This window comes from Algiphilus aromaticivorans DG1253 (assembly GCF_000733765.1).
Taxonomy (GTDB): domain Bacteria; phylum Pseudomonadota; class Gammaproteobacteria; order Nevskiales; family Nevskiaceae; genus Algiphilus; species Algiphilus aromaticivorans.
Window position 1 is genome coordinate 1 of record NZ_JPOG01000001.1, and the last position, 26,752, is coordinate 26,752.

Annotated in this window: 30 protein-coding genes; 21 read left to right on the top strand and 9 right to left on the bottom strand. The window is 66.8% G+C overall.

Translation table 11 applies throughout. The annotated features are described in order from the left end of the window. Positions 1–62 precede the first annotated feature (62 nt). A complete protein-coding gene (locus tag U743_RS00005) occupies positions 63–794 on the bottom strand; it encodes a hypothetical protein (RefSeq protein WP_156966273.1) in 732 nt (243 codons plus the stop codon). Positions 795–836: 42 nt separating this feature from the next. After that, positions 837–1,214, bottom strand: coding sequence for a hypothetical protein (locus U743_RS00010; RefSeq protein ID WP_043764546.1), 378 nt, complete (start codon positions 1,212–1,214; stop codon positions 837–839). 224 nt (positions 1,215–1,438) lie between these two features. Between U743_RS00010 and U743_RS00015 the strand changes: the two genes are divergently transcribed. Further along, positions 1,439–1,900, top strand: a complete 462-nt coding sequence (locus U743_RS00015) for a hypothetical protein (RefSeq protein ID WP_043764548.1) — start codon at positions 1,439–1,441, stop codon at positions 1,898–1,900. 3 nt (positions 1,901–1,903) lie between these two features. On the opposite strand, the gene U743_RS00020 is transcribed toward U743_RS00015, so the two are convergent. Next, on the bottom strand, positions 1,904–2,821 hold the full coding sequence (locus U743_RS00020; RefSeq protein ID WP_043764550.1) for a LysR family transcriptional regulator: 918 nt from the start codon (positions 2,819–2,821) through the stop codon (positions 1,904–1,906). Positions 2,822–2,924: 103 nt separating this feature from the next. Between U743_RS00020 and U743_RS00025 the strand changes: the two genes are divergently transcribed. Further along, positions 2,925–3,533, top strand: a complete 609-nt coding sequence (locus tag U743_RS00025) for an FMN-dependent NADH-azoreductase (RefSeq protein WP_198021862.1) — start codon at positions 2,925–2,927, stop codon at positions 3,531–3,533. A gap of 4 nt (positions 3,534–3,537) precedes the next feature. Here the strand turns inward: U743_RS00025 and U743_RS00030 are convergent, their stop codons facing one another. Beyond that, positions 3,538–4,485 carry a DUF3187 family protein gene (locus U743_RS00030; RefSeq protein WP_043764554.1) on the bottom strand — a complete coding sequence of 316 codons (948 nt, stop codon included), beginning with the start codon at positions 4,483–4,485 and terminating at the stop codon, positions 3,538–3,540. A 115-nt stretch (positions 4,486–4,600) separates the two neighbouring features. Here U743_RS00030 and U743_RS00035 point away from each other — a divergent pair, with 115 nt between their 5' ends. Next, entirely contained in the window at positions 4,601–5,668 is a 1,068-nt protein-coding gene (locus U743_RS00035) for a 3-deoxy-7-phosphoheptulonate synthase (protein WP_043764556.1), read from the top strand. Between the two features lie 48 nt (positions 5,669–5,716). On the opposite strand, the gene U743_RS00040 is transcribed toward U743_RS00035, so the two are convergent. Continuing rightward, positions 5,717–6,553, bottom strand: coding sequence for a class I SAM-dependent methyltransferase (locus tag U743_RS00040; RefSeq protein WP_043764558.1), 837 nt, complete (start codon positions 6,551–6,553; stop codon positions 5,717–5,719). Positions 6,554–6,721: 168 nt separating this feature from the next. Here U743_RS00040 and U743_RS00045 point away from each other — a divergent pair, with 168 nt between their 5' ends. Next, positions 6,722–7,432, top strand: a complete 711-nt coding sequence (locus tag U743_RS00045; RefSeq protein WP_043764560.1) for a winged helix-turn-helix transcriptional regulator — start codon at positions 6,722–6,724, stop codon at positions 7,430–7,432. Between the two features lie 446 nt (positions 7,433–7,878). On the opposite strand, the gene U743_RS00050 is transcribed toward U743_RS00045, so the two are convergent. Together U743_RS00050 and U743_RS00055 are read right to left on the bottom strand one after the other, a co-directional pair. Further along, positions 7,879–9,873, bottom strand: coding sequence for an SDR family oxidoreductase (locus U743_RS00050; protein WP_043764561.1), 1,995 nt, complete (start codon positions 9,871–9,873; stop codon positions 7,879–7,881). A 107-nt stretch (positions 9,874–9,980) separates the two neighbouring features. After that, a complete protein-coding gene (locus U743_RS00055; protein WP_052367335.1) occupies positions 9,981–10,403 on the bottom strand; it encodes an HIT domain-containing protein in 423 nt (140 codons plus the stop codon). Positions 10,404–10,466: 63 nt separating this feature from the next. Here U743_RS00055 and U743_RS00060 point away from each other — a divergent pair, with 63 nt between their 5' ends. The 8 genes from U743_RS00060 to mnhG all read left to right on the top strand — a co-directional run bounded on the left by U743_RS00060 (position 10,467) and on the right by mnhG (position 16,930). Continuing rightward, a complete protein-coding gene (locus U743_RS00060) occupies positions 10,467–11,120 on the top strand; it encodes a Rossmann-fold NAD(P)-binding domain-containing protein (protein WP_043764564.1) in 654 nt (217 codons plus the stop codon). A gap of 69 nt (positions 11,121–11,189) precedes the next feature. Beyond that, positions 11,190–13,481, top strand: coding sequence for a hydrogen gas-evolving membrane-bound hydrogenase subunit E (gene mbhE / locus U743_RS00065; RefSeq protein WP_043770385.1), 2,292 nt, complete (start codon positions 11,190–11,192; stop codon positions 13,479–13,481). Positions 13,482–13,590: 109 nt separating this feature from the next. Then, positions 13,591–14,016 (top strand): Na+/H+ antiporter subunit B, encoded by a 426-nt coding sequence (locus tag U743_RS00070; protein ID WP_043764566.1) that lies wholly within the window; start codon positions 13,591–13,593, stop codon positions 14,014–14,016. Continuing rightward, the gene (locus tag U743_RS00075; protein ID WP_043764568.1) at positions 14,016–14,363 is read left to right on the top strand and encodes a Na+/H+ antiporter subunit C; all 348 of its coding nucleotides are present in this window, start codon (positions 14,016–14,018) and stop codon (positions 14,361–14,363) included. The genes U743_RS00070 and U743_RS00075 overlap by 1 nt, the downstream gene beginning before the upstream one ends. Further along, the gene (locus U743_RS00080; RefSeq protein WP_043764570.1) at positions 14,360–15,844 is read left to right on the top strand and encodes a Na+/H+ antiporter subunit D; all 1,485 of its coding nucleotides are present in this window, start codon (positions 14,360–14,362) and stop codon (positions 15,842–15,844) included. Before U743_RS00075 ends, U743_RS00080 begins: the two co-directional genes overlap by 4 nt. Then, positions 15,841–16,314 carry a Na+/H+ antiporter subunit E gene (locus U743_RS00085; RefSeq protein WP_043764572.1) on the top strand — a complete coding sequence of 158 codons (474 nt, stop codon included), beginning with the start codon at positions 15,841–15,843 and terminating at the stop codon, positions 16,312–16,314. Before U743_RS00080 ends, U743_RS00085 begins: the two co-directional genes overlap by 4 nt. After that, positions 16,311–16,577, top strand: coding sequence for a monovalent cation/H+ antiporter complex subunit F (locus tag U743_RS00090; protein WP_043764574.1), 267 nt, complete (start codon positions 16,311–16,313; stop codon positions 16,575–16,577). The genes U743_RS00085 and U743_RS00090 overlap by 4 nt, the downstream gene beginning before the upstream one ends. Further along, on the top strand, positions 16,574–16,930 hold the full coding sequence (gene mnhG, locus U743_RS00095) for a monovalent cation/H(+) antiporter subunit G (RefSeq protein ID WP_052367336.1): 357 nt from the start codon (positions 16,574–16,576) through the stop codon (positions 16,928–16,930). Before U743_RS00090 ends, mnhG begins: the two co-directional genes overlap by 4 nt. Positions 16,931–17,078: 148 nt before the next feature. On the opposite strand, the gene U743_RS00100 is transcribed toward mnhG, so the two are convergent. Further along, the gene (locus tag U743_RS00100; protein ID WP_043764576.1) at positions 17,079–17,486 is read right to left on the bottom strand and encodes a SufE family protein; all 408 of its coding nucleotides are present in this window, start codon (positions 17,484–17,486) and stop codon (positions 17,079–17,081) included. A gap of 77 nt (positions 17,487–17,563) precedes the next feature. Between U743_RS00100 and rph the strand changes: the two genes are divergently transcribed. From rph to U743_RS17800, 9 genes are all read left to right on the top strand, one after another. After that, on the top strand, positions 17,564–18,286 hold the full coding sequence (gene rph, locus U743_RS00105) for a ribonuclease PH (RefSeq protein WP_043764578.1): 723 nt from the start codon (positions 17,564–17,566) through the stop codon (positions 18,284–18,286). Then, the gene (gene rdgB, locus U743_RS00110) at positions 18,283–18,888 is read left to right on the top strand and encodes an RdgB/HAM1 family non-canonical purine NTP pyrophosphatase (RefSeq protein ID WP_043764580.1); all 606 of its coding nucleotides are present in this window, start codon (positions 18,283–18,285) and stop codon (positions 18,886–18,888) included. Before rph ends, rdgB begins: the two co-directional genes overlap by 4 nt. Beyond that, positions 18,885–20,036 (top strand): radical SAM family heme chaperone HemW, encoded by a 1,152-nt coding sequence (gene hemW / locus U743_RS00115; RefSeq protein ID WP_043764582.1) that lies wholly within the window; start codon positions 18,885–18,887, stop codon positions 20,034–20,036. Before rdgB ends, hemW begins: the two co-directional genes overlap by 4 nt. 9 nt (positions 20,037–20,045) lie before the next feature. Next, entirely contained in the window at positions 20,046–20,231 is a 186-nt protein-coding gene (locus tag U743_RS00120; RefSeq protein WP_043764585.1) for a CPXCG motif-containing cysteine-rich protein, read from the top strand. A 108-nt stretch (positions 20,232–20,339) separates the two neighbouring features. Next, positions 20,340–20,543, top strand: coding sequence for a 50S ribosomal protein L31 (gene rpmE, locus U743_RS00125; RefSeq protein WP_043764587.1), 204 nt, complete (start codon positions 20,340–20,342; stop codon positions 20,541–20,543). Positions 20,544–20,666: 123 nt separating this feature from the next. After that, entirely contained in the window at positions 20,667–21,923 is a 1,257-nt protein-coding gene (locus U743_RS00130) for a malic enzyme-like NAD(P)-binding protein (RefSeq protein ID WP_043764589.1), read from the top strand. A gap of 20 nt (positions 21,924–21,943) precedes the next feature. Continuing rightward, the gene (locus U743_RS00135; RefSeq protein WP_043764590.1) at positions 21,944–23,233 is read left to right on the top strand and encodes a citrate synthase; all 1,290 of its coding nucleotides are present in this window, start codon (positions 21,944–21,946) and stop codon (positions 23,231–23,233) included. A 123-nt stretch (positions 23,234–23,356) separates the two neighbouring features. Next, complete coding sequence (locus tag U743_RS00140; protein ID WP_052367337.1) at positions 23,357–24,703, top strand: MFS transporter; 1,347 nt, start codon at positions 23,357–23,359, stop codon at positions 24,701–24,703. Between the two features lie 63 nt (positions 24,704–24,766). Continuing rightward, the gene (locus U743_RS17800; RefSeq protein ID WP_052367338.1) at positions 24,767–25,402 is read left to right on the top strand and encodes an outer membrane protein; all 636 of its coding nucleotides are present in this window, start codon (positions 24,767–24,769) and stop codon (positions 25,400–25,402) included. Between the two features lie 732 nt (positions 25,403–26,134). Here U743_RS17800 and U743_RS00150 read toward each other — a convergent pair. Continuing rightward, positions 26,135–26,569: a Panacea domain-containing protein gene (locus tag U743_RS00150; RefSeq protein WP_043764594.1), complete on the bottom strand. Its 435-nt coding sequence runs from the start codon at positions 26,567–26,569 to the stop codon at positions 26,135–26,137. Positions 26,570–26,752: the final 183 nt, after the last annotated feature.

A 26,752-nucleotide genomic window follows, 5' to 3' on the forward strand; every position in this document is an offset into this window, starting at 1 on the left:
CCCCGAGACGACGGCGGCGATAAAGGCTGTTAGGCAGAAGGCTGCGAGCAGCACCCGCGGTGCTAGAAGCGGTAGCCGATGGAGAAGCCGGCTACGGGATAGAGCTTGAAGTCGTCAAGTCCGGCTTCCAGGTCTGCACGTTCTCTCTCGAGTTCTTCCCGGAAAACCACCGCGCGCGGATCGTTGCCCTCGACGTCGAAGGAGGTTGTGCTGCAGTCCGGGGACGCCACGTCGCACACGCTGCCGGAGCCTTTTGCCTCGGCGCTCGGGCTGCCCTGGAAGAGCACGCCCAACTCCAGCTTGAAGTAGACGCCGTTGTTCTCGGCCTGCGCGGCGTTGCCCCAGCCGACGCCCGCGTAGGGCGCCACGGACTCGAAGTCCAGGCCGGCCGTGAGTTCAAAAGGATTATTGGGGTCGGAACGATAGCTGCGATTGCCCACCTGGAAGCTGTCGTTGCCGGTGGCTTCGCTGGCGAGTAGGTTGATTTCGTTGCCATTGCTGTAGAGGCCGCCGGTGAGATGGAAGCCGCCGCCGAAGATGTGCACGTCGGCGAGCAGCCCTACCGTGCGCAGCTGCAGCTCGCCGTCGTAGTTGATGTCGTCCTCGGTGATGTCGTCGCTGTAGCGGAAGGTGTTGAAGGGCACGCGCAACACCAGTCGGTCGAGCAGCCCGACCGAAAGCTCGGCGCCGGCACCAAGGGTGGAGGCGCGTAAGCCGATACCGGTCTCGGCGGCTGTAGCCACCCCTGGCATCAAGCTAAGCATTCCCAGGCCCGCCAGCCAATTCTTTATCAAGTCACGCTCCGTTTCATCGTTTTGCAACAAGCAGCGCGAAGCTTAGCGGGAAGTGAGGCGGTGAGCCCTCAGCGCAGGCGCGGCGGGTCGGTGATCGGCGACGGCGATATCGAAGTCGCGATCGGTAGGAATGCGGGTCAGCGGCGCCCCGGCCCATAGCACGAAGACGCGCCGGCCCTCGGTGTCGCGGTAGGCGCCGGCGGCGTAGCCCGGCGTGCGAATGCGGCCTTCCGCTTCAAGGGCGTCGAAGGCGATGGGCGTGGCTTGCTCCGGATGCAGCTCGTCGAGCGGCAGCTTGATGGAGAAGGCACGGCTGGCGCGCATGTGCATATGTTCGCCATCGTTCCAGGCGCCGTTGCTGCTGATCACCCAGCTGCCGATGGTTGCGGCCATCGCGCCGATGATGCCGAGCGCCAACACGATGCCCCCCGCGTATCGCTGGCGGCATCGCCTGCGCGCTGTTGGGCGCGATGCGGCGGTAGGCCAGGGCGATGGCGAGCGGCAGAAAGGCCAGCAGGCAGACCCAGCCGATCTGGCTCCAGCCGGGGGTGACGATGGCGATGGGGATAACGGAATCGGGCATTGGGTCTGCGGCGCGCTTTGGATGCTGCGATTATGCGGCCTCCCGTTTTCCGGAAGCCTTCATGATCGATCCCCTCGCGCTGCCGACCGCCGTACGGTTGGCACTGTCCGCCGCCGGTGCGCTGCTGATGGTGGGTCTGCTCACCGGCGTCTGGAAGTACGCTCAGATCGCGCGCTCGTCGAACGCGCAGGCGCATCCCTATGTCGACATCGCACACCGTGCCAGCCTGCTCTACAGCTTCGCGGCGCTGGTGCTGGCTGCGCTCGCCGCGGTTTCGGTCTGGCCGGGCTGGGTGAATCTGCAGGCGGTTCTCTGGCCGCTGATCTTCTTCACGCTGGCTATTGCCAGCTACGTCCTGCACGGCGCGCTGGGTGATACCGACAATCAGCTGCGTTCTCCGCACGTGCTGGGTGCGCGCCGCCTGCCTGCCTGGCCACTGCACGCCTTCATGGGCGCGCTCATCGTGGCCGAGATCGGTGGCGTGGCGGTGCTGCTGGCCGGGGCGCTTGTAGCGCTCTGGTAGGCCTCAGGCCTCGCTGCAGTCGAAGCGCGCGCGCAGCGCTTCGTCGCCACGCAGCCGCTCGCGGAACCAGTTGAGAGCCAGCCCCTGCTCACCGCTGCGCCAAGCCACCAGCAGGCGCGTGCGCTCGCGCGGCACTTCCACCTGCAGGCGCACCAGGCGGCCGTCGGCGAGCCAGGGATAGGCCAGATGCCGTGGCACGAAGCCAACGCCCAGCCCGGCGGCCTGGGCGGCGATCTTGTGCATGACGCCGGACACTGCCAGCACGGGCTGGCCATCCTGCACGCCCGCGGTGCGCGCGGCGAGCTTGCGCGCCGAGTCGGCGGCCACCACGGAGCGATGCCGGCGCAGCACGCGCGGTGGCAGCGGTCCCTTATCGGCCTCGGCCACCAGGGGGTGGTCGGGCGCGCAGGCGAAATCCCAGGCGATCTCGGCCAGGCGGGCGCTGCTCAGGCCGTAGCCGCTGGGTGCCTCGCCGCCGGCGATGGCGATGTCGGCACGGCCGCCGATGAGCGCGTCCCAGGGACCGCCCAGGGTTTCCTCGATCAGGCGCAGCTCGGTGCGCGTGGCCAGCGCGTCGAAGTCGGCAACCAAGGGGAACAGCCAGTCCACCGGCAGCATGGCGTCGGCGGCGATGCCCAGCCGCGCCTCCCAGCCCTCGCCCAGCTTGCGCAGGCGGTTGTCGGTGGCCTCGGCCTGGCGCAGCAGCGCGCGCGCTTCCTCGACGACCGCCTGGCCGGCGGCGGTGAGCTGCATGCGCCGCCCGACGCGCTCGAAGAGCTGCAGGTTGTAATCCGATTCCAGCTTCTGGACGGTATAGGTCAGCGCTGATGGCACGCGATGCAGGCGCTCGGCGGCGCGCGCGAAGCTGCCGGCCTCGGCGATGGTTTCCAGCGTGCGCAACGATTCCAGGGTCAGGCGCATGGCGGCATTCAAATGAATTGATTACTGGATTCTGCACGCTCCGCTTTTTCATCGCCACGCCGAGGCATAGATTGCGGCTCAGGTTTCAATAGAGATGAAAGCCATGAAGCTCCATGTCGTCCGCTACACCCCTCGTACCGGCTCGCGTACTGCGCGTCTGCTCGATCACGCCCTGGCGCAGCTCGAGGTCACGCCCACCGTCACCGACCTCGGCGCCAGCCAGCCACCGCTCTTCGACACCACACGCGTCGACGCCTACGTCGCGCGCAACTACGGTGGCGCCGAACTCTCCGCGCAGGCGGCCGCGGCTATCAAGCCCATGGATGCCTACGTCGACAAGCTGCGCGCGGCCGATCGCGTCATTCTTGCCACGCCGATGCACAACTTCGGTCTGCCGGCGCCGGTGAAGGCCTGGTTCGATGCCGTCATCCAGAAGGATCGGACATGGACGGTGCGCGACGGGCAGTACGAGGGATGGCTGACCGGCCACAAGGCGCTCGTGCTTTACACCAGTGCTGGCCAGTACGAGGAGGAACCCGGCAGCTACGACCTGCTCACGCCCACCGTGCGCCAGCTCTTCGGCTTCATGGGTTTCCAGGAGGTCGATGTCGTCGCCGGGCAGGGAGCCGCCGCTGATCCGGACACGGTCGAACAGCGCCTGGCTGCGGCCTGCGGGCGTATCGACGGCGTGTTGGCGCGCTGGCGCGCCTGAGGCATTACCAGTAGATCGCGGCCTGCATGCTGAAATCCGGCGAAGCGTGGACGCCCAGATCCTCCTGGAAAAGAAGGTGGAGGCGGGTGGTCGCGCCGAGCCGGAAGACGCCGCCCACTGAAAGCTGCACGCTGTCGCGGGCCAGTGCCTCTATTTCGCTGTCGGTGTAGGGCGCGCGGTGCGCGTAGATCTGCACCAGGCCAGTGAGCCAGTTGGTGATATCCAGCCCCAGGCCTGCACCGCCGAAGGGTGTGACGCGGCGCTGTTGCTCGGGCAGGACGTCGCCGCGCTCGTTGAAGGCGCCGCCGGCGGACAGGAACCCGCTAACCGGCCCGGCACGAAAATCGCGCGTGACCCAGAGCGCCGCACCCCAGGCGCCGCCGCCGGATAGCTTGTCGCCGTCGCCGGTGGGGGCGCGCAGCTGTGCACCCAGCAACCAGTCGTCGGCGGGCTCGAAATGCCAGGCGACTTCCAGGTCGCCGAGGCGGTTGCCGCGGTCCTGCACGTTGAGCAGTACTTCGCCGTCGCGCTCGTAATAGAAGACGTACTGGTCGTCGAGCGCTTGGTCACGCCCGCCCTGCGGTAGCCCGAAGAAGTCGTGCCAGTCGACGATGATGCTGTCCATGAAGCCGCCGCCCTGGTGCAGCAACGGCAGGCGCACGCTCCAGAAACTGCGTTGGGAGAAGCGTCCGCTGGCGGACAGCGCCAGCTTGTAAACCTCGCCGTCGGCGAGGAATCGCTCGTCGGCCGCTTCCAGCGCCGCATACTCGCTGATCAGATCGAAGCTGGCGCCGAAGTCGAGCTGCCCGGCTTCCGGGGCGCGTGGTGCGAGTTCGGGCAGCGGCACGGCGCGCGCCAGCTGAGCGTCGTTGCGCACGGCGAAGAAATCGGCGGCTGGGGCGGCGGGCAGGGCGCACAGCAGGAGCAGTGCGCAGACAATTCGATACGGCATGGAGGCTCGGCCATAGGCGGAAGTGTCGCCGAGGATAGCCGATGCGCATCGGAATGCTGCGAAGGGTCTGCTAGTATCGCGCGCCCGAATTGATCCCACAGCAGCAGGTGCTGCCATGTCCGCCGTAACCGAAAACACCCGAATCCGCAGTGTGCGCCCCGTTTCGACCCCGGCCGAAGTCCAGGGCGAGTACCCGATGTCGCAGGCCGCCATCGATACCGTGCTGAGCGCCCGCCGCGAGATCCAGGAGATCCTCGCCGGTCAGAGTGACCGCCTGCTTGTTATTGTCGGCCCGTGCTCGATCCATGACCCAGAGGCAGCCCTGGAGTACGCCGAGCATCTGCGCGCGTTGCGTGAGCAGCTGTCACGCGACCTGCTGGTGGTCATGCGCGTCTATTTCGAGAAGCCGCGCACCACGGTCGGCTGGAAGGGCCTGATCAACGACCCGAGCCTGGACGACAGCTACCACATCGACACCGGCCTGCGCGCCGCGCGCAAGCTGCTGCTGCAGCTCACCGAGTCGGGTGTGCCGGCGGGCGTGGAGTTCCTCGACCTGCTGACGCCGCAGTACCTGGCGGATCTGGTCAGCTGGGGCGCCATCGGCGCGCGCACCACCGAGTCGCAGCTTCACCGTGAAATGGCTTCCGGGCTGTCCTGCCCCGTCGGCTTCAAGAACGGCACTGACGGCTCGGTGAAGCTGGCCGTGGACGCCGTCATGTCGGCGGCGCACTCGCATCACTTCCTGTCGATGACGCGCGACGGTCAGGTCGGCATCTTCGAGACCACCGGCAACCCGGACTGTCACCTCATCCTGCGCGGCGGCTCCAGCGGCACCAATTACGACGCCGCCAGCGTTGACGCGGCCTGCGCGGGGCTGGCCAAGGCCGGGCTGCCCGAGCAGGTGATGATCGACTTCTCGCACGCCAACAGCCAGAAGGAGCACAAGCGGCAGATCAGCGTCGGCCAGGATGTGGGCGCCCAGATCGCCGAGGGTGACAACCGCATCGTCGGCGTCATGGTCGAGTCGCATCTGCAGGAAGGGCGCCAGGACCTCGGCGGCGAGCTGACCTACGGCCAGTCCGTCACCGACGCCTGCATCGGCTGGGATGACACCGTCGCTGTGCTGCGCGAGTTGGCCGGAAATGTCGCGCAGCGGCGCAAGCGGTTGGCCGAGACCGCCTGAGCGAAGGCGTTCAGTTAGGGGGGGGGCGTCGCCGAGCGCCAGGCTGCGTTAGCCAGCTCGACGTGCGACGACCTCCAGGTATTCCGACTCGCAGTAGGTGCCGCCGTCGGCCGCTTGGTTGTGCGCCTTCCAGTGCTGCGTCAACTCCGCGTGCAGCGCTGCCTGGCCTGCTTCGTCGAGGGCAGCGAAGGCCTTCTGCGCCGGGCCGTAGTAGTCGCGAAAGAGATCGACCACCTCCGCCGGGCCGAAGGGATATTCGAAGGGGTAGTGGCGGCGGGTCAACGTCAACTCGGCGCCCTCGCCGAGGCGCTGCCGAACGGTAGCCTCGTCGCCCCATTTGACCGGCGGCGCCATCAGCGGGGAGGGCGGCGCGTGCCTGCCGATGATCTTGAACATGCCGCCGACGAAGCCTTCGGGCGTCCAGTTGCCCATGACAATGCGGCCGCCGGGCCGGCAGACGCGAAGCAGTTCGGCGGCCACCGCGTCTGGCTGTGGCGCGAACATTGCTCCGAGCAGGCTCGTCACCAGATCGAAGCTGGCGTCATCGTAAGGCAGGGCCTCGGCGTCGCCCACTTCGAAGCGGGCGTCGACACCTTCGTTGCGCGCCCAGCTCTGCGCCTGCTCGACGAGGTTCGTGGCGATGTCCACGCCCGTGACCTTCGCGCCGGCACGCGCCGCCGGGACGCTGATCTGGCCGGCGCCGCAGGCGACATCGAGCATGCGCGTGTCCGGCTCGATACCGATGCGTTCCAGAAAATCGACGGCGCCGCGCTCCAGGTAGATCGCGAAGGCACCGTAGTCGCCCGATTCCCAGGTTGCCTTCAGGCGCTGCTTGAGTGCCGCCATCTCCGGGTTGGTGGCTGCTGTGGCCTCGGTTGTGCTCATGGGTTCCTCCATGTGTGGCTCTTGTGTCTGGCTCGCCGTCGAGCCTGTCGACGGTGCCGGTGACTATCGCGCTCTGCTAGGCTCGTAGCCAGTTCAAAAGATGTACCGGCTCACTCGCGCCAAGTCGTGGTTGCATCGATGGCAGTGCCGGTGCTGGGGGAATGGGCGATGGCGTCGCAGCAGGGCTACGGCCAGTTCTGCCCGGTGGCGATGGCCGCTGAAGTGTTGGGCTCGCGCTGGACGATTCTGGTGCTGCGCGAGCTGATCTGCGGCAGCACGCGCTTCAACGAGCTGCGCCGTGGCGTGCCGCGCATGTCGCCGGCGCTGCTGTCCAAGCGGCTCACCGAGCTGGAGGCCCACGGCCTGATTGCACGCAGTCGCGGCGCCGACAGAGGGACCCCTGTCTACCGGCTGACCCAGGCTGGAGAGGAGCTGCGACCCGTGATCATGTCGCTGGGAAGCTGGGGCCAGCGCTGGCTGGAGTCGCAGCTTTCGCTGCGGAATCTCGACCCGTCACTACTGATGTGGGACATGCGCCGCAACTTGAAGCCGGACGCGCTTCCCGAGCGCCGCATCACGATTCAGTTTCTGTACCCGAAGCTCGAGCGCGGGCAGCGGAAGTGGTGGCTGGTCGTCGACAAGACAGCCGCACATGGGCCGGTCGATCTCTGCATGATCGATCCTGGGCACGAGATCGACGTTCACGTGGTGACCGATCTGCGCACGATGACGGCGGTGTGGATGGGCATTACGTCCATCCGTGAGGCGGTCGACAGCGGCCAGCTGCGGCTCAATGGTGCGCCGGAACTCACGGGGCGCATCGAGGAGTGGCTGGGGTTGAGCGCCTTCGCTGCGGAGCGCAAACAGGTGCGCGCCTGAGGGTTGTTCGCGTCAGCGGCTGCCGCTGTCACTGAGCTCGGCATCCTGCCTCGTCGCGGCTCGCGGACGCTCCGACCCCGCGCTGTCGCGCGGGGCCCTCGTCGCTGCTCGCTGCTCCAAGTGACCCACGCCAGCACATCCATGTGCTGGCGTAATTTCGCGCTGCGACTTGGTCGGCGTCCCTAGGCGACGCGCGTCAGCGGCTGCCGCTAGCACTAAACTCGATCTTCCTGATCTCGTTAAGTGCCCCGCGCCCGGCCATCCATGGCCGGGCGTGATTTGCCGCTGCGGCTTGCCTTTGGTGCCTCTAGGAAGTGCGCGTCATCGGCCGCCGCAGTCACTAAGCTCGATCTTCCCGATCTCGTTAAGTGACCTGGCCCGGGCCATCCATGGCCCGGGCGTGCGCCACGCTGCGAACAGCCACCGGCTGTTCGGTCGTGCCGCACTCACCAATGCTCCCCCTTGAAGAGATTGGCGAAGACGACCTGCTCGATGGTGGGCTTGCCGCCTTCCTTGATGCCGTGGGCGGCGCTGGAGGAGGGGAAGAGCTGGAAGCCTTTGGAGAGGATGTAGTCGTTCATCTTCGGCCAGACGGCATAGCTCAGCGCGGCGGCGGTGCCGACCGGGGTGGCGATCGACTTGGGTCGCTTGAGGATGGCTTCGACCACCGTGTCGGCGGCGTGCTCGGGGGTCCAGGTGGGCACGTAGTCGTACATCTTGGTGGGCGCGATCATCGGCGTGCGCACCAGCGGCATGTAGATGGCCGTGGTGTGGATGTTGCGGCTACGCACTTCGGCCGACAGGCAGCGCGTGTAGGCGTCCAGGGCCGACTTGGAGGCTACGTAGGCCGAGAAGCGCGCGGCATTGGCCAGCACACCGATGGAGCTGATGTTGATGATGTGCCCGGACTTTCGGCGCGCCATCTCGGGAAGCAGATTCATGATCAGCCGGATGGCGCCGAAGTAGTTCAGCTGCATCGTGCGCTCGTAGTCGTGGAAGCGGTCGAAGGATTCGAAGACCGCGCGGCGGATTGAGCGCCCGGCGTTGTTGATGAGTACATCGACGTGCCCGAAGTCGGCCAGCACCTGCTGGGCCATCGCGTCGATGGCCTCCATGCTGTTGAGGTCCGTGGGGTAGCAGTGTGCCTCGCCGCCGGCCTTCTCCAGGATGTAACGGGTTTCATCCAGCTTCTCGGGGGTGCGCGCGACAAGGATCACCTTGGCACCGCCTGCGGCCAGTTTCTTGGCGGTGGCGAAGCCGATGCCGCTGGAGGCGCCGGTGATGAGCACGACCTTGCCGCCGATGCGGCGCGGCAGCGCCGACGGAATCCTTACGTCCAGGTCCAGGTGCAGCTCCCAGTACTGGAAGAGCTTGTCGGCGTAGTCGCGGATATCCGGGCACTGGATGCCGGTGCCCTTGAGCGCAGCGCGGGCGTTGCGTTCATCGAAGATGGCCGGGTTGAAGACATAGCCGAGCACCGAGACCGGCACGCCAAGGGCACGTGAGGTCATGCGCAGCACGTTGCCGGGAACGAGGCGGATCGCCGAGTCGGTGACCTGACGCATCGGTGAGGGAAGCCTGCCCATGCCGCCAAGGTCGACCGAGCGCGCAATTTCCGGGCCGTGCGCGGCTTCGAGCAGGGTACCGATGAGTTCGCCGACGCTGGGCGACTTGGACTGGATCAGGTGAAAGCACTCACCGTCGCCCTTTTCGCGGTGGGCGATGGCGTGCATGGCCAGTGCGACATAGTCGACCGGCGCCAGCGGCACGCGGCCGCCGTCGACGCCGATCATGGGGAGCCACTTCGGAACCTTGTCGCGCAGGCGCTGGATGGTCTTGAAGAAGTAGTAGGGGCCGTCGACCTTGTCCATCTCGCCGGTCTCGGAAGAGCCGACGACCGCGCCGGGGCGATAGATGCGGAAGGGGACCCGGCACTCTTCGCGGACGAGTTTCTCGGACTCGAACTTGGTCCGGTAGTAGGGATGATCCAGGCGCTGGCCCTCGTCGAACATGTCCTCGGTGAACTGGCCGTTGAAGTTGGTACCGGCCACGGCCACCGAGCTCATGTGGTGGAAGCGCGGGTTGCCGCCCAGGCTGTTGGCGAAGTCGACGACGTTGCGCGTGCCATCGATATTGATGCGATCGGCCGTTTCGTCGTCCATGTTCATGTCGTAGACGGCGGCCAGATGGAAGATGTGATCGATCTTGCCGGAGAGCTTCTTGCGCGCGTTGGCCGAGGTGAGTCCGGACTCGGAGATGTCGCCCCAGACCGGATGCAGGCGGGCGGCCATGTCGTCATCGAAGGCGCGCTTCAGCTTGTCGAGCTTGTCGCGGGAGGCTTCGCGCACCAGCACGTGCACCTGCGCGTCGCTGTCCTGCAGCAGACGTGCGACCAGAAAGCGGCCGATGAAGCCGGTGGCACCCGTGACGAAGTAGTTCATGCTGTCTTCTCCCCTAGCTCTTGTTCACTTCCGCGTCGGGCGAAGCCCCGGCACGGCTCATTACGCATCAGTTTAGCCACAATACACCCGGCCCTTGTGAGCCGGATTCACGGTCTGAGGCGGCCGGGAAGCGCGTCCAGTAGCTCGCTGCTTCGTTGCTTCGCCACGGTTTCCCCGCAGGCCTGCGCCTCGCCGTAACCCCAGACCGGCGCCGGCCAGGCGTCGTCGCCCTGGTAGCGTGCGATGTGGTGCACGTGCAGCTGTGCCACCTGGTTCCCTAGCGCCGCGACATTCAGCTTGTGCGGCGTGAAGGCGATCCGAATCGCGCGGCACAGGTCCGCAGACTCCTCCCAGAGGCGGCGGTAGTCCTCGGTATCCAGATCGATGGCGTCGCGCGCGCCGGGGATGCGGGGCACCAGCAGGAACCAGGGGAAGCGGGCATCGTCCATCATCAGCAGACGGCACAGCGGGAAATCGGCGAGATGCAGGCAGTCCCGCTGCAACCGGGCGTCGAGGACGAAGTCATTCATGGAGGTGTGCGTCGATTTGGCTAGACTCGCCACGACGCTGCCAAATACGGGGAGGATTGTCCAATGCAGGATCTGACGGGGGCGCTGCTCGCCGGTGGCACGGGGCTGGTTGGCGGGCAGGTGCTGGAAAGCCTGCGCAGGCTGGCCGTGGCTCCGGTACACGCGTTGGCACGCACGCCGCGCGCAGACAGCGAGGGACTTCATTGGCACGACTGGGCGTGGTTTGATGCCGATCCGCTGCCGGAGTGCGCGATGGCATTCTGCTGCCTCGGGACTACCCATGCGCAGGCTGGCTCGAAGGCAGCCTTCGCGGCCGTGGATCGGGATCTGGTGCTGCATTTCGCTGAGCGCGCACGCGCCGCTGGCGTGACCCGCTTCGGTCTGGTGAGTTCGGTGGGGGCCGATGCCGGTGCACGCTCGCACTACCTGCGTATCAAGGGGCAGGTTGAAGACGCCATCAGCGCGATGGCCTTCGACGCGCTGCACATCATCCGGCCTTCATTGTTGCTTGGCAGTCGCGGCGATTCGCGGCCTGCCGAGGATCTTGCGCAAAGGCTGGCGCCGGTCGCAGGTGCCCTGATGGCCGGGCCGCTGCGGCGCTATCGGCCGGTGGGCGCCGACAAAGTTGCACGGCAGCTGGTACACGCCGTGGTCGCGGGTGAAGCCGGGCGCCATGTGCATTACCCTTGGCTCGCGGGCAAGATCAAGAACGCCTAACCAAAGAACGCCTAGCCAACGCCCCAGGGAGAAGCGCTGCCCGTGATTGTCGAGGCCCCCACCAACGTCATGCTGCTCGCCGTCGTGGTTTGCCTGGCCTCCGCCGCGTCGGCGCCGTGGCTGCTGCGCTGGGGGAGCGCGCGCGGCGGCATGCTGCTCGCCGCCGTGCCGCTGATGCTGCTGGCGGTGCTGCTCGGCATGCACGGTGCGGAAGCGCGCAACGGTGCCGTGCTGGAGTCGCTGCCCTGGATACCGGGGCTGGATGTAGCCGCGGATTTCCGTCTCGACGGCTTGTCGCTGCTGATGGCGACGCTGGTGCTCGGCATCGGCGTCATGGTGGTGGCCTACTCCAGCCGCTACATGCCGGACGAGGCGCGAACCGGTCGATTCTTCACCTATCTGATGGCCTTCATGGCCGCCATGCTCGGGGTGGTGCTGGCGGATAATCTGCTACTGCTCTTCGTCTTCTGGGAGCTCACCAGCCTGACCTCCTTCCTGCTGATCGGCTTTGACCACGAATCCGAGAAATCGCGTCGTGCCGCGCTGCAGGGGCTGATCGTGACGGCGGCCGGTGGCCTGGTCATGCTCGCCGGCATGGTGGTGTTGGCCGAGGCAGCGGGTAGCTATCGCATCAGCGACATCATCGCTACGCCCGGATTGCACGAGGCCCCCGGCGCGGGGCTGGCGCTCGGGCTCATCGTCATGGGCTGCTTCACGAAGAGCGCGCAGTTCCCCTTCCACTTCTGGTTGCCAAACGCGATGGCCGCCCCTTCGCCGGTTTCGGCCTATCTGCATTCGGCGACGATGGTGAAGGCCGGCGTCTATCTGCTGGCGCGCCTGCACCCGGCGCTGGGCGAGCACGCGCACTGGTTCTGGTGGCTGGCGCCGGTAGGTGCCTTCACGATGGTGCTGGGCGCGGTGATGGCCTTCCGCAGTTCGGGCATCAAGCGCGTGCTGGCTTATACGACGGTCATGGCGCTGGGCACGCTGACCCTGTTGCTGGGCCTGGGTGCAGCAGCCGCGGCCATGACCTTCCTGCTAGTGCACGCGCTCTACAAGGGCGCACTTTTTCTCGTCGCTGGCATCATCGATCACGAGGCCGGCGCCAAGGACATCCGCGAGGCCAGCGGCCTGGCGCGGGCGCTGCCGGTGACGGCTGCCTTCGCGGCCATCGCCGCGGTGTCGGCTGCCGGCGTGCCCCCGCTCTTCGGCTTCATCGGCAAGGAGTTGCTGCTGGAGTACGGACTGAAGAGCGGCCTCGTCTTCGGCGTGGCGGGCGCGGTGGCTGGTGCGCTGGTGGCGGCGATGGTCGCCACGCTGGTGCTGCGCGTCTTCTTCCTGGGCGAGCGCCGCGCGCCCATGCAGCACATTCACGAGGCACCGTGGCCGATGCTGCTCGGCCCGGTCGTGCTCGGCATAGGCAGCGTGCTCTTCGGTCTGCTGCCGGGCATTCCCGAGGCGCTGGTGCTGCAGTCGGCCGCTGCGGCGGTGGCCCCCGGCACCGAGATGCATCTGGCGCTCTGGCACGGTTTCAATCTTCCGCTGCTGCTCTCCGCGCTGTCATTGGCAGCGGCGGCGGGGCTCTTCGTGGCCTGGCCGCGCTGGCAGGCGGCTTTCGCGGGCTGGTCGCTGCCCGAGCGACGCGGGCCGGAGGCCGGTTACGACGGCTTGATGGCGGGCATCGACCGCTTCAGTGATCGCCTCACCGGACGCATCCAGAGCGGCTATCTGCGCGCCTACGTCCGCACGATCATGGCGGTCGTGCTGCTGCTGACCGGGGCGACGTTGATACTGCGTACCGACGCCGGTCTGGCGGCGGCGCCCTTCCTGATGCCGGGTGTGATTCCGGGGGTGATCGCCGTGGTCGTGGTGATGGCGGCGCTGGCGGCGCTGGACGCGCGCTCGGCGTTGATCTCGGTGATGGCCATGGGTGCGCTGGGCTTCGGTATTGCTCTGCTCTACGTCTGGTACTCCGCGCCCGATCTGGCGATCACGCAGGTGTTGATCGAGACGCTGACGACGATCCTGCTCATGCTGGTCATCTTCCGCATGCCGCGCTTCAAGCGCCTGTCCAGCCGCAACGCGCGTCTGCGCGACGGTGCGGTGGCCGCCGCCTTCGGCCTGCTGGTGACCTGCCTGCTATGGATGGTGGCGGGCAATCGCGAGTTCCCTTCCATCGCGGACTGGCTGCTCGAGCATTCCGTGCCCGACGGCCACGGTCGCAACGTGGTGAACGTCATCCTGGTCGACTTCCGCGCCTTCGATACGCTGGGCGAGATCTTCGTGCTGGCGCTGGCGGCGGTGGGCGTCTACGCGCTGCTGCGCGAGCGCGGCAAGCCTGACGGAGGCTTCGCGGCATGAGACTTTCTGCGTCAATCCACGGGAACGATTCTGGGGCATGCCCACACCGACTCGCGACGCTAAGACCCCCGCGCTGCGCGCGGGGCCCCTCCACGCTACTCGCGGTGTTATGAGCACTTCGCTGATCCTGCGCTCGGCCGGCCAGCTTTTGCTGCCGCTGCTGATGGTGTTGTCGATTTATCTGCTGCTGCGTGGGCACAACGAGCCGGGCGGCGGCTTCATCGCCGGTCTCGTCGCGGCCTCGGCCATCGCGCTCAAGCTCTTCGCCGCCGATATCCAGTCGGCGCGCGGCGTGCTGCGTGTGGATCCGCGCCGGCTGCTCGGCATGGGGCTGCTGGTGGCGTTGGTCGCGGCGCTCATGGCGCCTTTCAGTGGCCGTGGCGCCTTCTTCGAAGGTCTGTGGGTGGATGTGGCACTGCCCGTGGTTGGCAAGACGCACCTGGGCACGCCGCTGCTCTTCGACTTCGGCGTCTATCTGGTGGTCATCGGCGCGGTGCTGACCATGGTGCTGACTCTGGCAGAGATGGAGGACTGATGGCGGGCTGGCTTGCGATCTCGGTGGGGGCGCTATACGGCTGCGCTTTCTACATGCTGTTGCGGCGCTCGATGACAAAGATGGTCATCGGCCTGATCCTGCTATCGAATGCCGCCAATCTGCTCATCTTCGTCGCCGGTGGGTTGACTGAGGCGGCGCCGGCCATCGTGCCGCCGGGAGCTTATGCCCCCACAGGTCTGGTCGCGGATCCGTTGGCGCAGGCGCTGATTCTGACCGCCATCGTCATCGGTTTCGGCGTGCTGGCTTTCGCCGTAGTACTCATCCATCGCGCGCACGAGGTGCTCGGCGAGGATGACCTGGACATGCTCAAGGACGAGATCGAGTGACGCCCGTTCTGCCCATCGTCATTCCCATGATCGCCGGGGCGCTGTCCCTGGTGTTCTGGCGCTCGCGCCGCTCGCAGCGGTTGCTCGCGGTGCTGGGGACCGCGGCGATGGCCGTGTCGGCCGTCGCGCTGCTGGCGCAGGTGCAGGTCGAGGGTGTCGTGACGGTAGCCGCAGGCGGCTGGCCGGCGCCCTACGGCATCGTCCTGGCCGCGGATCTGCTGGGGGCGGTGCTGGTGCTGATGACCGGCATCACCGGCTTCGCCGTGGCGCTGTACTCGCTGCCGACGGTGGGTCGCGGCCTGGAGAACGCCGGCTACTACCCGTTGATGCATCTGCTGCTGGCCGGTGTGGCGGGGGCCTTCCTGACCGGCGACATCTTCAACCTCTACGTCTGGTTCGAGGTGCTGCTGCTGGCGAGCTTCGCGCTGCTGGCCATGGGCGGCGAGCGCGCGCAGATGGCCGGCGCCATCAAGTACGTCGTGCTCAATCTGGTTTCGTCGGCGCTGTTCCTGACCGCCATCGGCCTGCTCTACGGCCTGGCCGGCACGCTGAACATGGCCGATCTGGCCGTGAAGCTGGCGGCCGTGGATGCGCCCGACCGCGTCACCGTCATCGCCACGCTCTTCATGGTGGCCTTCGGTATCAAGGCGGCGGCTTTCCCGCTCTTCTTCTGGCTGCCGGCCTCCTATCACACCGCACCGGTGGCGGTATCGGCGCTGTTCGCGGGGCTGCTGACCAAGGTCGGCGTCTACGCCCTCTACCGCAGCCTGACGCTGCTCTTCACCCAGGATCCGGCCTTCACCTTCGGCATCATGCAGGGGGTGGCGGCGGCCACGCTCATCGTCGGCGTCTGCGGCGCCATCGTGCAGACCGAGCTGCGCCGCGTGCTTGCCTTTGCGCACATCGGGCAGATCGGCTATCTCTTCCTGGGCCTGGCGCTCTATACGCAGACCTCGCTGACGGGCGGGGTTTTCTATCTGGTGCACCACATTCTGGTGATGAGTAATCTCTTCTTCATCGCCGGCATCGTCTATGGCCTGACCGGCTCGCACCGCATCGATCGCATCGGCGGGCTGTGGAAGAGCCACCCGGCTCTGGGCCTGGCCTTCTTCGTGTCGGCGCTGTCGCTGGCCGGCATCCCGCCCTTCTCCGGCTTCTGGGCGAAGTTCATCCTGATCAAGGCGGCGGTGCTGAGCGAGGCCTGGGGGCTGGTTGCTGCGGCCATCGTCGCCGGCGTGCTGACGCTCTACGCGGTCATGCGGCTGTGGAACGAGGTCTTCTGGAAGGCGGCGCCGGACACGCAGCGCGGCCGCATGCCGGCCATCCCGCCCATCATGGGCGTGGTGGTGCTGGCATTGACGCTTGGCACCGTGGGCATCGGCCTGGTCGCGCAGCCGCTCTGGGCGCTGGCCGATGCGGCGGCGCTGCAGCTGCTGGACAGCGATGGCTATATCTCGGCGGTGATGGAGGGGGCGCCGTGATCGGCTACGTCTTCAATCTCATGCTCATGCTGGCCTGGGCGGCGATCACTGGCCTGTTCTCGATGGGTAATCTCATCGTCGGCTTTCTGCTGGGTTATCTGATCATCGCCTTCACGCTGAGCGATGCCGAGCAGTTCCAGGGTTATATCCGCAAGGGGCCGCGTCTGGTCAGCTTCGCGCTCTACTTCTTCCGTGCGCTGGTGATATCGAATCTTCGCGTTGCCTACGACGTGCTGACGCCGACGCATCTGATGAAGCCGGCCGTGATCCGGATGCCGCTGCGCGCGCGTTCGCCGGGCGAGATCACCATTCTCGCGAATCTCATCTCGCTGACGCCCGGCACGCTGAGCCTGGATATCGACGAGGAGCACTTCGTGCTCTATGTGCACGTCATGTACCTCGAGGCCGGCGAGGAAACGCTGCGCGAGCTGCAGGATCTTGAGACGCGCGTGCTGGAGCTGATGCGATGAGTGTGATGGCCGGCCTGACCTACGCGATCCTGGCGCTGGCGCTGCTCTTCGCCGTGCTGCGCCTGCTGCGCGGGCCGAGCGTGGCCGACCGCATCGTCGCGCTGGAGCTGATCGCCTCGGTGACGGTCGGCATCATCGCCGCCTATGCGGTCTTCGAGCAGGTCGAGTCGGCGCTGGATGTCGCGCTGGTGCTGGCGCTCACCGCCTTCCTCGCCGCGATCGCGCTGTCGCGTTATCTGGAACGCCGTGGAGACGAGCAATGATCGAATGGCTGGCCGCGACGCTGCTGCTGATCGGCGCGATCTGGATGCTGATCGCTGCGCTGGGCGTGCTGCGCATGCCGGATCTGCTCACGCGCATGCACGCCACCACCAAGTCGGGCGTCTTCGGCGCGGGCCTCATGCTGCTGGGCGTGGCCTTCTTCTATATGGACGCCAGCGTTACAGCGCGGGTGCTGGCCATCGTCGGCTTCATCACGCTGACCTCGCCGGTGGCGGCGCACGCCATCGGCCGCGCCGGTTATCACACCGGCTCGAAGATGTGGGAGGGCACGCTGAAGGATGATCTCGGCGCCGACCGTGCCAGGGCTGCGGCCAAGCGGCGCGGAGGCCGGTAGGCTTTAGGGAAGCTCTGATCTATGTCGCGAGCGAAGGCAGGTTGGCCGCCGCCGGAGCGCAGGAAGCGCAGTGTATGGGTGAATACATGAGCATTTCGAGCACCGCCGGCGGCCAAGATGCCGAGCGCAGCAATAAATCAGAGCTTCCTTAGCCCGCCGCGCGCTCCGCGGCCAGCGCGCGGATGCGCTCGACCATGGCGTAGAAGCCGTTGCGCCGGTTGGCAGTGATCTGGTTCTCCAGCCCGAGGCGGCTGAAGATGTCGCCGATGTCCATGGCCTGCACTTCCGAGGGGCTGCGCCCGGACATCAGCATGCGCAGCAGCGCGATCAGCCCGCGCACGATGTGGGCGTCGGAGTCGCCGCGGAAGACGAGCTTCTCCGGATCATCGTCGGCCACCAGCCATACCTGAGACATGCAGCCGCGCACGCGGTTGGCTTCGTTGCACTCTTCCTCGGAAAGCGGCGGCAGCTCCTTGCCCAGCTCGATAAGGTACTGGTAGCGCTCTTCCCAGCTGCCCAGCAGCTCGAAGTTGTCAATCAACTCTTCAGGATCCATGGGCGCTATGCTAAACCACTGCCGGACCGCGACAGCGCGCATGGCTATACTGCGCGCCCTCATTTGTGGAGCATTTCATGCCCCGTCCCTCCGGCCGCAACCCGGACGCCCTGCGCCCCGTCAGCTTCGAGCGCGGCTTCACCCGCCACGCCGAGGGCTCGGTGCTGGTCAGCTTCGGCGACACCCGCGTGCTCTGCACGGCCAGCGTCGAGGAGCGCGTGCCGCCCTGGAAGAAAGCCGCCGGCGGTGGCTGGGTGACGGCCGAGTACGGCATGCTGCCGCGCGCCACCGGCGACCGCACGCGCCGCGAGGCCACCACCGGCAAGCAGGGCGGGCGCACGCTGGAGATTCAGCGCTTGATCGGCCGGAGCCTGCGCGCCTGTACCGATCTTGACGCCCTCGGCGCGCGCACCGTGACGCTGGACTGCGATGTGCTGCAGGCCGACGGTGGCACGCGCACGGCCTCGATCACCGGCGCCTATGTCGCGCTCGTCGATGCCGTGCGCGGCCTGCGCAAGCGCGGCGTCGTGCAGCGCGATCCGCTGCTCGGGCAGGTGGCCGCGATCTCGGTGGGCATCTACCAGGGCCAGCCCGTGCTGGACCTCGACTACGCCGAGGATTCCGAGGCCGAGACCGACATGAATGTCGTCATGAACGACGCCGGCCAGTTCATCGAGCTGCAGGGCACTGCCGAAGGCCACGCCTTCCGCCGCGACGAGATGGATGTCATGGTCGACCTCGCGAGTGCTGGCATCGCTCAGCTCATGCAGGCCCAGCGCGAGGTTCTGGAGGCCGCGTGAAGCCGGTCGTTCTGGCCAGCCGCAACGCCGGCAAGCTCAAGGAGCTGGCCGATCTGCTCGCGCCCCTGGACTGGCAGCCGCGGCTGCTCTCCGAATTCAGCGATGGTGCTGCGGAGGAAACGGCGCCGAGTTTCGTCGAGAACGCCCTCGCCAAGGCGCGTTTTGCCGCGGCGGCCTCGGGGCTGCCGGCGCTGGCTGATGACTCGGGCCTGGAGGTCGCCGCCCTGGGCGGTGCGCCGGGCGTGCGCTCGGCGCGCTACGCCGGCGACGCCGCCGATGACGCTGCCAACAACGCCAAGCTGCTGGCGGCGCTGGCCGGGCGGCCGGAGGCCGAGCGCGGCGCGCGCTTCGTCTGCGTGGTCGCCTTCCTGCGCCATCCCGAGGACCCGGTGCCGGTCATCGCCCAGGGCTTCTGGGAGGGGCGCATCCTGGAGGCGCCGCAAGGCGAGGGCGGCTTCGGCTACGACCCGCTGTTCTTCGTGCCCGAGCGCGGCTGCAGCGCCGCCGAGCTGAGCGCGGCGGACAAGGGGCAGCTCAGCCATCGCGGCCGGGCGCTGCGCGCGCTGGCCGAGCTGATGCCGCGCGAGGTCGGCGAGGGATGACACCGCCGCTGGCGCTCTACGTGCACCTGCCCTGGTGCGTGCAGAAGTGCCCCTATTGCGACTTCAACTCGCACGCGCTGCGCGAGGTGCTGCCCGAGGCCGCTTATCGGGACGCGCTGCTCGCCGATCTGGCGCTGGAGCGCGCCGCCGTGGCGGATGACCGGGCGATTACCTCGGTCTTCTTCGGCGGCGGCACGCCCAGCCTGTTCGCGCCCGAGGCCATCGGCGCCGTGCTGGAAGCCGCCGACAGCGCCTTCGGGCTGGCGCCGGATTGCGAGATCACGCTGGAAGCGAATCCCGGCACGGTGGATGCCGGCCATTTCCGCGGCTATCGCGATGCCGGCGTCAATCGTCTGTCCATTGGCGTGCAGAGCTTCGACGACGCCAAGCTCGCGGCGCTCGGTCGCATTCACGATGCGGACGCCGCTCGCCGCGCGGTGGAGACTGCGCGCGCCGCCGGTTTCGACAATCTGAACCTGGATCTGATGTTCGCGCTGCCCGGCCAGGATCGTGCCGGCGCCGAGGCCGATCTGCGCGCCGCCATCGCGCTGGAGCCGGAGCACATCTCCTGGTACCACCTGACCCTGGAGCCGAACACGGCCTTCGCCGCCGCGCCGCCGGCGCTGCCGGACGAGGACGCGGCGGCCGAAATGATGGACGCGGGTACGGCGATTCTGCAGGCGGCCGGCTTCGCCAGCTACGAGACCTCGGCCTGGGCGCGCCCGGGTCGGCAGTGCCGGCACAACCGCAACTACTGGTCCTTCGGTGACTATCTGGGCATCGGCGCTGGCGCCCACGGCAAGATCAGCCGTCGCGGCGAGAGCGGGGAGCTGATCGTGGAGCGTCGCGTCCGGCAGCGGCATCCGCGTCGCTATCTGGCCGCTGCCGGTAGCGAGGCTGCCCTGGCGCAGCGCGAGCCCGTGGCGCGAAGCGCGCGCGGCTTCGAGTTCGCGATGAACGCGCTGCGCCTGCGCGACGGCTTCGACTGGGCGACGTTGGCGGCGCACACGGATCTGGAGCAGGCGGATCTCGCCGCACCGCTGCAGGCCGCGACGGCGCGAGGTCTGGTGACGGTGGGTGCCGGCGGCGTGCGACCGACCGCTCTGGGCCGGGCGCATCTCAATACGCTGCTCGGCCTCTTTCTCTAGGCTGGCGACATGATCGAGGAAGTCGCTGTGAGCTGTCCGGCCTGCTGGGAGACGATCGAGCTGACCGTCGATCTGTCGGCGGGCAGCGCGGCCTATACCGAGGATTGCAGCGTCTGCTGCCGGCCCATGTTGGTGCGGCTGGAGGTCGCCCCGGACGGCGACTGGCGCGTGGATGTCGCCGCCGAGAACGACTGATCTCCGCCGCCGCCGCGCCCCGGCGCTGGGCCGTCCGCGCGACTGCTGGCATTCCGGGCCGCGCTTGCAATATACTCCGCGCCCTTTATTGAAGTGCCGGGAAACGCCATGAAGGCCGAAATCCACCCCCAATACGCGCCGGTGACGGTCACCTGCAGCTGCGGCAACACCTTCGAGACGCAGTCCTCGCTGGGCAAGCCGGATCTGCACATCGAAGTCTGCTCGCAGTGCCACCCCTTCTACACCGGCAAGCAGCGCTTGCTGGATGCGGGCGGCCGGGTCGATCGCTTCCGCAAGCGCTACGGCGGCTGATCGGCGGTAGCCACCGCGCGGCCCGCTGACGGGCCGTCGCGGGCGTCCGCCGCTTTCCGCCTCCTCCGACGGCGCCGCGGCAGCGCGACGCCCCCGCCCGTACCCCCGACCCGACGGCCTCCGATGTCCGACGCCTTCAAGCAGGCTGCGCTCGACTATCACGCCAAGCCCCGTCCGGGGAAGCTGGCGATCGCCATCACCAAGCCCTTCACCACCCCGGAGGAGCTGTCGCTGGCGTACTCGCCGGGCGTGGCCGAGCCGGTTCTGGAGATTCAGAACGACCCCGAGGAGAGCTTCCGCTACACCTCGCGCGGCAATCTGGTGGGCGTCATCACCAACGGCACCGCCGTGCTCGGCCTCGGCCGCACCGGCGCGCTGGCCGGCAAGCCGGTGATGGAGGGCAAGGCGGTGCTCTTCAAGAAGTTCGCGGACATCGATGTCTTCGACATCGAGGTCGACGCCGACGACCCGGACGACTTCATCGAGACCGTCGCGCGCATCGCACCGACCTTCGGCGGCATCAATCTCGAGGACATCGCCGCACCCGACTGCTTCCGCATCGAGCAGGCGCTGATCGAACGGCTGGATATCCCGGTCTTCCACGATGACCAGCACGGCACCGCCATCATCGTCGCGGCCGGCCTGGTCAATGCGCTGCAGTTGCAGGGCAAGGACATCGCCGATATCCGCATCGTTTGCCTCGGCGCCGGCGCCGCCGGCGTCGCCAGCATGGAACTGCTGGCGGCACTGGGCGCGAAGCGCGAGAACATGATGATGGTCGACCGCGCCGGCGTCATTCATAGCGGGCGCGAGAATCTGCCGCCGGAGAAGCAGTCCTTCGCGGTCGATACCGATCGCCGCACGCTGGCCGAAGCCATGGACGGTGCCGACGTCTTCATCGGTGTCTCCGGCCCGAAGCTCGTTTCGGTCGAGATGCTCAAGAGCATGGCCGCCAAGCCGATCGTCTTCGCGCTGTCGAATCCGGTGCCGGAGATCATGCCCAGCGAGGCGCTGGCCGCCCGCGACGACGTCATCATGGCGACCGGCCGCAGCGACTTCCCCAACCAGGTCAATAACGTCCTGGGCTTCCCCTATATCTTCCGCGGGGCGCTGGACGTTCGCGCCCGGCGTATCAATACCGAGATGCAGATCGCGGCCGTGCATGCGCTCTGCGCCTTGACGCACGAGCCCGCCCCACGGGTCGTGATGGAAGCCTATCGGCAATCTTCGCTAAGCTTCGGTCCTGAATACATCATCCCCAAGCCGCTCGATCCCCGCCTGATCGAGTTCGTGCCGCCTGCTGTTGCCGCTGCCGCGGTGGACAGCGGGGTCGCGCGCGCACCCTATCCGGCGCACTATCCCGCGCGCCCCGACGCATAGACAATCTGGAGTAGCTCCTCATGGCGCAATACAGCCTCCTCAACGAGGAAACCGGCGACAAGACCGAACTGCCCGTCAAGGAGGGGACCGTCGGGCCAGTGGGCCTCGATGTCGGCAAGGTCTACGCTCAGCAGGGTGTGTTCACCTACGATCCCGGCTTCACCAGCACCTGTTCCTGCGATTCGGCCATCACCTATATCGACGGTGACGCCGGTCTGCTGATGTATCGCGGCTATCCGGTCGACCAGCTGGCGCAGAACTCCAGCTTCATCGAAGTGGCCTATCTGATCCTCAACGGCGAGCTGCCGAATGCGCAGCAGCTGGAGAGCTTCGATCAGAGCATCCGCCGGCACACGATGATCAACGAGTCGCTGAAGCGCTTCTTCGAGGGCTTCCACTACGACGCGCATCCCATGGCGATGCTCACCGGCGTCGTCGGTTCGCTGTCGGCCTTCTATCACGACACCACCAACAACAAGGATCCGCATCACCGCGAGATCTTCGCGCACCGAATGATCGCGAAGATCCCGACCATCGCGGCGGCGGCCTACAAGCGCTACTTCGGCCAGCCCTTCATCTATCCGCAGAACCACCTCGACTACAGCTCGAACCTGCTGCAGATGATGTTCGCGGTGCCCGCCGAGCCCTACCACGTCGATCCGGTGGCGGCGAAGGCGCTGGACGTGCTCTTCATCCTGCACGCCGATCACGAGCAGAATGCCTCCACCTCGACGGTGCGTCTGGCCGGCTCCACCGGCTGCAATCCCTACGCGGCCATCGCCTCCGGCATTGCCGCGCTCTGGGGCCCGGCGCACGGTGGCGCCAACGAGGCGGTGCTGCGCATGCTCGACGAGATCGGCACCGTCGACAACGTCAAGCCCTTCATGGAGAAGGTCAAGAACAAGGAATCGGGCGTGCGCCTGATGGGCTTCGGCCACCGCGTCTACAAGAACTTCGATCCGCGCGCCACCATCATCCGCGAGCACTGCCACAAGGTGCTGAAGCACTTCGGGCAGGAGAACGACCCGCAGATGGAGCTGGCGCTGGAGCTGGAGCGCATCGCGCTGGAGGACGACTACTTCCGCGAGCGCAAGCTCTACCCGAATGTCGACTTCTACAGCGGCATCATCTACAAGGCGCTGGGCATTCCGGTGAATATGTTCACGCCCATGTTCGCTATCGCCCGCGCGGTGGGCTGGGTGGCGCACTGGAACGAGATGAGCTCGGACGCCAGCACCCGCATCGGCCGGCCGCGCCAGATCTACACCGGCCCGGCGCAGCGCGACTACGCCGCCATCGACAAGCGCTAGGCCGAAGCGGGAGCCCCGCCGCCATGCCTAACAGGAAAGGCCACGCAAACGCGTGGCTTTTTTCTTTGCAGCGGGATCGACAAGGCTTCTACGCGCCGTCGGCCGGACGCAGCATGCGCAGCCATGAACCGCGAGCGCATCAACAGCCGTATCGATAACGGTATCGGCTGGGGGCGGCTGCTGGCATACGGCGTTCCCGGCCTGCCACTGACGGCTATGCTGCTGCCGCTGGTGGTCTTCCTACCGCCCTATTACGCCGCCCTGCCCGGGGTCGGTGCGGCGGCGGTGGGGGCGGTGCTCTTCGGCGCGCGCATCTGGGATGTCGTCACCGATCTCGGCGTCGGCTGGGCTTCGGATCGCTGGCGCGGGCGTCTCGGACGACGTCGCCCCTTCATCCTTGCCGGTGCGCCGCTGCTGCTTCTCGGCACCTGGCTGCTCTTCGTGCCACCGGAGGGCGCCACCTGGGTCTATCTCCTGGTGACCGCGCTGCTGGCCTACCTGGGATGGACCATGGTGTCGCTGCCCTATCAGACCTGGGGCGCGGAACTCTCGGCTGACTACGACGAGCGCTCGCGCATCACCGCGGCGCGTGAGGGTTTTGCGGTGCTCGGCACGATGGTGGCCATCATGCTGCCGACCGCCGTGCAGCGCGCTACCGGAAGCGAGGCCGCCGGTCTGGAATCGCTGTTCTGGTTCATGCTGGTTGCGTTGCCGTTGTCACTGGGCTTGCTGTTCTGGAAGGTGGACGAGCCGGCTGCACCGCAGGCCGCCGGACTGGACCTGCGCGCGGGGATGAAGCTTCTTGCCGGCAATCAACCCTTCCGCCGGCTGCTGCTGGCCTATCTCGCCAACGGCGCGGCCAATGGCGTCCCGGCCACGCTCTTCCTCTTCTTCAATCTGCATGTGCTGGAGGTCAGTCAGGAGCAGGCCGGCATCGCGCTCATCGTCTACTTCCTGTCGGCGGTGGCGGGCCTGCCGCTGTGGCTGCGGCTCGGGCGCGGCCGGCCCAAGCACCGTCTGTGGTGCGCCTCCATGGTCTGGGCGGCCCTGGTCTTCGCCTTCGCCACGCAGCTGGGCGCCGGCGACTACGGCTGGTATCTGCTGATCTGCGTGCTGGCTGGCTCCTGCCTGGGCATCGACCAGGCCGTGCCCGCCTCCATGCAGGCCGATGTCATCGACGAGGACACAGCTGCGGGCGGTGGTGGCCGCGCCGGGCTGTACTTCGGCCTGTGGGGCATGGCCACCAAGCTTTCCTTCGCGCTGGCCGTCGGCCTGACCTATCCGCTGCTCGAGTGGGCGGGATTCAACGCCTCGACCGACGCGCAAGGCGAGTCCGCACTGCAGATGCTGGTCTTCCTCTACGCCGGCTTGCCGGTTCTCGTGAAGCTGGCAGTGGTCGCGCTTGTCTGGCGCTATCCGCTGGACAGGGCCCGACATGCGGAGTTGCGCAGTCGGATCATTGGCGCCTGAAACGCGTCCGCCCGGGTGGAGGGCTGTGCTAGCCTTCCGGCGAAATCCAAGGGGGAAAGCGCCATGAGTGGCAATCGTCTATCCGGCCGGCTGGCCGCGGCCATCCTGATTGGCGGTGCGGTCGGCAGCGCTGCTGCCGCGGATCTCATGCCCGGTCCCTACCTCAAGACCTACGCCGGCTACTCGGAAGGCGATGTCACCTTTCGCACGGACGACGGCAGCAGTCGCGACTTCGCGCCGGACGGCGGCGCCTTCGGCGCAGCGCTCGGTTATCTGGCACCGCTTGGGCAGGGTGCCTTCGGCGTAGAGGTCTTCTACGGCGCCGACGATGCGCGCAGTAGCGATCCGCTGGTACCCGGCCAGTCTGACGGCTCCTCGGCACGCCGCATTTTCCAGGGGGACGAGAGCTTCGGCGCGTCGGCCCGTATCGGCGGCTTCGTGGCGCGCAGGGCCCTCGTCTATGCCATCGGTGGCTGGGAGTGGTATCGCCTCGAGAATACCGCCATCGACGGTGCCGGCGAGCGCACGACCACGGCCACCACCTACAACGGCCCGAGCGTCGGCGTGGGGGCGGCCATGCCGCTATTCAGCAATCGGCTTTCGCTGCGCCTCGAAGCGACCCGCAGCTTCTTTGAAGACCGCGAAGGCGTTGATCCGGAGCACGACCTCTACAGCATCGGTCTGGCCTGGTCCTTCTAGCCGCTTTCGCTTTCGGCGAGCGCACATAACACGATAAGCGCACTATTCAGAAGGAAAGGCGAACTATTGCTTTGTGATCGACCACTGAAGCGAGTACGTCGGCAGGATCAGCGCTTTCAATCGGAGTGGCGGTAGACCTGCTTGCTATCGGTCGGCGGACAGCTCAGTTTGGCTCAGTAGGATAAACGTTGTGTTCTGGATCCCACCAGACAACGAAGAACAGGTCGGAGATCCGATAGCCCCACAGTCGCCCTCTGGCACCGATTCGAAATCGATATGCCGTTTCGTACTGCTCCAAATCTACCGTGCGCCATCGATCTTGTGCCTCTTTGCAGAGCGACGAGACCTCTTGATCATGGTGCTTCTGCCGACCCCGTACTCGGTGTTGAGCTACTTCACCCCACGTGAGGTTCAGGACGTCATTCAAGAAGGGCTCAAGTTGGCATTCCCAGTCGTCGAGCAGTGCGGAACGCGGCCCCCAACTCCAACGCCCCTCTACATCTTGCTGGCTGCAGCAGTACCGAACGGCTTCCGCGAAGATTGAGCCTGGGTCCTGGCTCGCCTTAGGAACTCGACTGGTCGTGGGTTCGCCGGCAGTTCTAGGTCGCTTGTCATGTCCCGCCGGCATGGAGCCTTCTAGCAGTCTCGGCCTTTTGCCTTCATGACGAGCTTGCCTCTCAAGCTTCTTTAAGCGCCTTTTCTCCGCGCGGCTTATTCTCTTTCCGTCTGAGGTCACAGACCGGAATAGAACTCATGCATTTGAGCGTGCGTGATTTCTCTGTTGCAGGAGGCGCCGGCTGGGAGGTCGCCGCGTGCAAGCTTCCACGGCTCCTCCATATGTGTGAGGTCACTCAGCCATTGCGCGTTGTGCTGCCCATAGAAGGCAATGACCTGCTCGACAGTATCCTTTTGGGAAGCATTCAAGGCCTCAGGATTGCCGCTCGGGAAATCTTCTTCGGTGACTCGAAACTTTCCCCGGTGCTCATCGTATAGGTCGCGCACGACCGGCCCGTTTGCCCACGCCTCTATCCTCGCGTGGAAGAGAGGCTCTTCATCCCACACCAGGTTCCAAGCCTGCGCGTAATAGACCAGCTTCTGCAATTTCATAGCGGTCATCGGGCCGCACCGGCGGAGGATGAACCGCGCAACGTCAACGACAGTAGTCATGGTTGCTCTCCTGTTTGGTTGCGGACGCTACCACGTCGGTATCCCAATGACACCAATAAGCCGACGAGTGGTTGCAACTTCGGCGTAAGTCAGAAAACCACCGTTTTCTTTACATCCCGACTGTCCCCTCCCGGAGCCCCTGAAAGGGCTTGATACCGCGCAAGAAACCGCGTACAACTATCT

Excerpts from the sequence above, each read along its gene's own strand:
- U743_RS00015 (WP_043764548.1), top strand. The coding sequence starts at position 1,439 with ATGATCGATCCCCTCGCGCTGCCGACCGCCGTACGGTTGGCACTGTCC.
- U743_RS00020 (WP_043764550.1), bottom strand. The coding sequence starts at position 2,821 with ATGCGCCTGACCCTGGAATCGTTGCGCACGCTGGAAACCATCGCCGAG.
- U743_RS00025 (WP_198021862.1), top strand. The coding sequence starts at position 2,925 with ATGAAGCTCCATGTCGTCCGCTACACCCCTCGTACCGGCTCGCGTACT.
- U743_RS00030 (WP_043764554.1), bottom strand. The coding sequence starts at position 4,485 with ATGCCGTATCGAATTGTCTGCGCACTGCTCCTGCTGTGCGCCCTGCCC.
- U743_RS00035 (WP_043764556.1), top strand. The coding sequence starts at position 4,601 with ATGTCCGCCGTAACCGAAAACACCCGAATCCGCAGTGTGCGCCCCGTT.
- U743_RS00040 (WP_043764558.1), bottom strand. The coding sequence starts at position 6,553 with ATGAGCACAACCGAGGCCACAGCAGCCACCAACCCGGAGATGGCGGCA.
- U743_RS00045 (WP_043764560.1), top strand. The coding sequence starts at position 6,722 with ATGGCGTCGCAGCAGGGCTACGGCCAGTTCTGCCCGGTGGCGATGGCC.
- U743_RS00050 (WP_043764561.1), bottom strand. The coding sequence starts at position 9,873 with ATGAACTACTTCGTCACGGGTGCCACCGGCTTCATCGGCCGCTTTCTG.
- U743_RS00055 (WP_052367335.1), bottom strand. The coding sequence starts at position 10,403 with ATGAATGACTTCGTCCTCGACGCCCGGTTGCAGCGGGACTGCCTGCAT.
- U743_RS00060 (WP_043764564.1), top strand. The coding sequence starts at position 10,467 with ATGCAGGATCTGACGGGGGCGCTGCTCGCCGGTGGCACGGGGCTGGTT.
- mbhE (WP_043770385.1), top strand. The coding sequence starts at position 11,190 with ATGCTGCTCGCCGTCGTGGTTTGCCTGGCCTCCGCCGCGTCGGCGCCG.
- U743_RS00070 (WP_043764566.1), top strand. The coding sequence starts at position 13,591 with ATGAGCACTTCGCTGATCCTGCGCTCGGCCGGCCAGCTTTTGCTGCCG.
- U743_RS00075 (WP_043764568.1), top strand. The coding sequence starts at position 14,016 with ATGGCGGGCTGGCTTGCGATCTCGGTGGGGGCGCTATACGGCTGCGCT.
- U743_RS00090 (WP_043764574.1), top strand. The coding sequence starts at position 16,311 with ATGAGTGTGATGGCCGGCCTGACCTACGCGATCCTGGCGCTGGCGCTG.
- mnhG (WP_052367336.1), top strand. The coding sequence starts at position 16,574 with ATGATCGAATGGCTGGCCGCGACGCTGCTGCTGATCGGCGCGATCTGG.
- U743_RS00100 (WP_043764576.1), bottom strand. The coding sequence starts at position 17,486 with ATGGATCCTGAAGAGTTGATTGACAACTTCGAGCTGCTGGGCAGCTGG.
- rph (WP_043764578.1), top strand. The coding sequence starts at position 17,564 with ATGCCCCGTCCCTCCGGCCGCAACCCGGACGCCCTGCGCCCCGTCAGC.
- hemW (WP_043764582.1), top strand. The coding sequence starts at position 18,885 with ATGACACCGCCGCTGGCGCTCTACGTGCACCTGCCCTGGTGCGTGCAG.
- U743_RS00120 (WP_043764585.1), top strand. The coding sequence starts at position 20,046 with ATGATCGAGGAAGTCGCTGTGAGCTGTCCGGCCTGCTGGGAGACGATC.
- rpmE (WP_043764587.1), top strand. The coding sequence starts at position 20,340 with ATGAAGGCCGAAATCCACCCCCAATACGCGCCGGTGACGGTCACCTGC.
- U743_RS00130 (WP_043764589.1), top strand. The coding sequence starts at position 20,667 with ATGTCCGACGCCTTCAAGCAGGCTGCGCTCGACTATCACGCCAAGCCC.
- U743_RS00135 (WP_043764590.1), top strand. The coding sequence starts at position 21,944 with ATGGCGCAATACAGCCTCCTCAACGAGGAAACCGGCGACAAGACCGAA.
- U743_RS00140 (WP_052367337.1), top strand. The coding sequence starts at position 23,357 with ATGAACCGCGAGCGCATCAACAGCCGTATCGATAACGGTATCGGCTGG.
- U743_RS17800 (WP_052367338.1), top strand. The coding sequence starts at position 24,767 with ATGAGTGGCAATCGTCTATCCGGCCGGCTGGCCGCGGCCATCCTGATT.
- U743_RS00150 (WP_043764594.1), bottom strand. The coding sequence starts at position 26,569 with ATGACTACTGTCGTTGACGTTGCGCGGTTCATCCTCCGCCGGTGCGGC.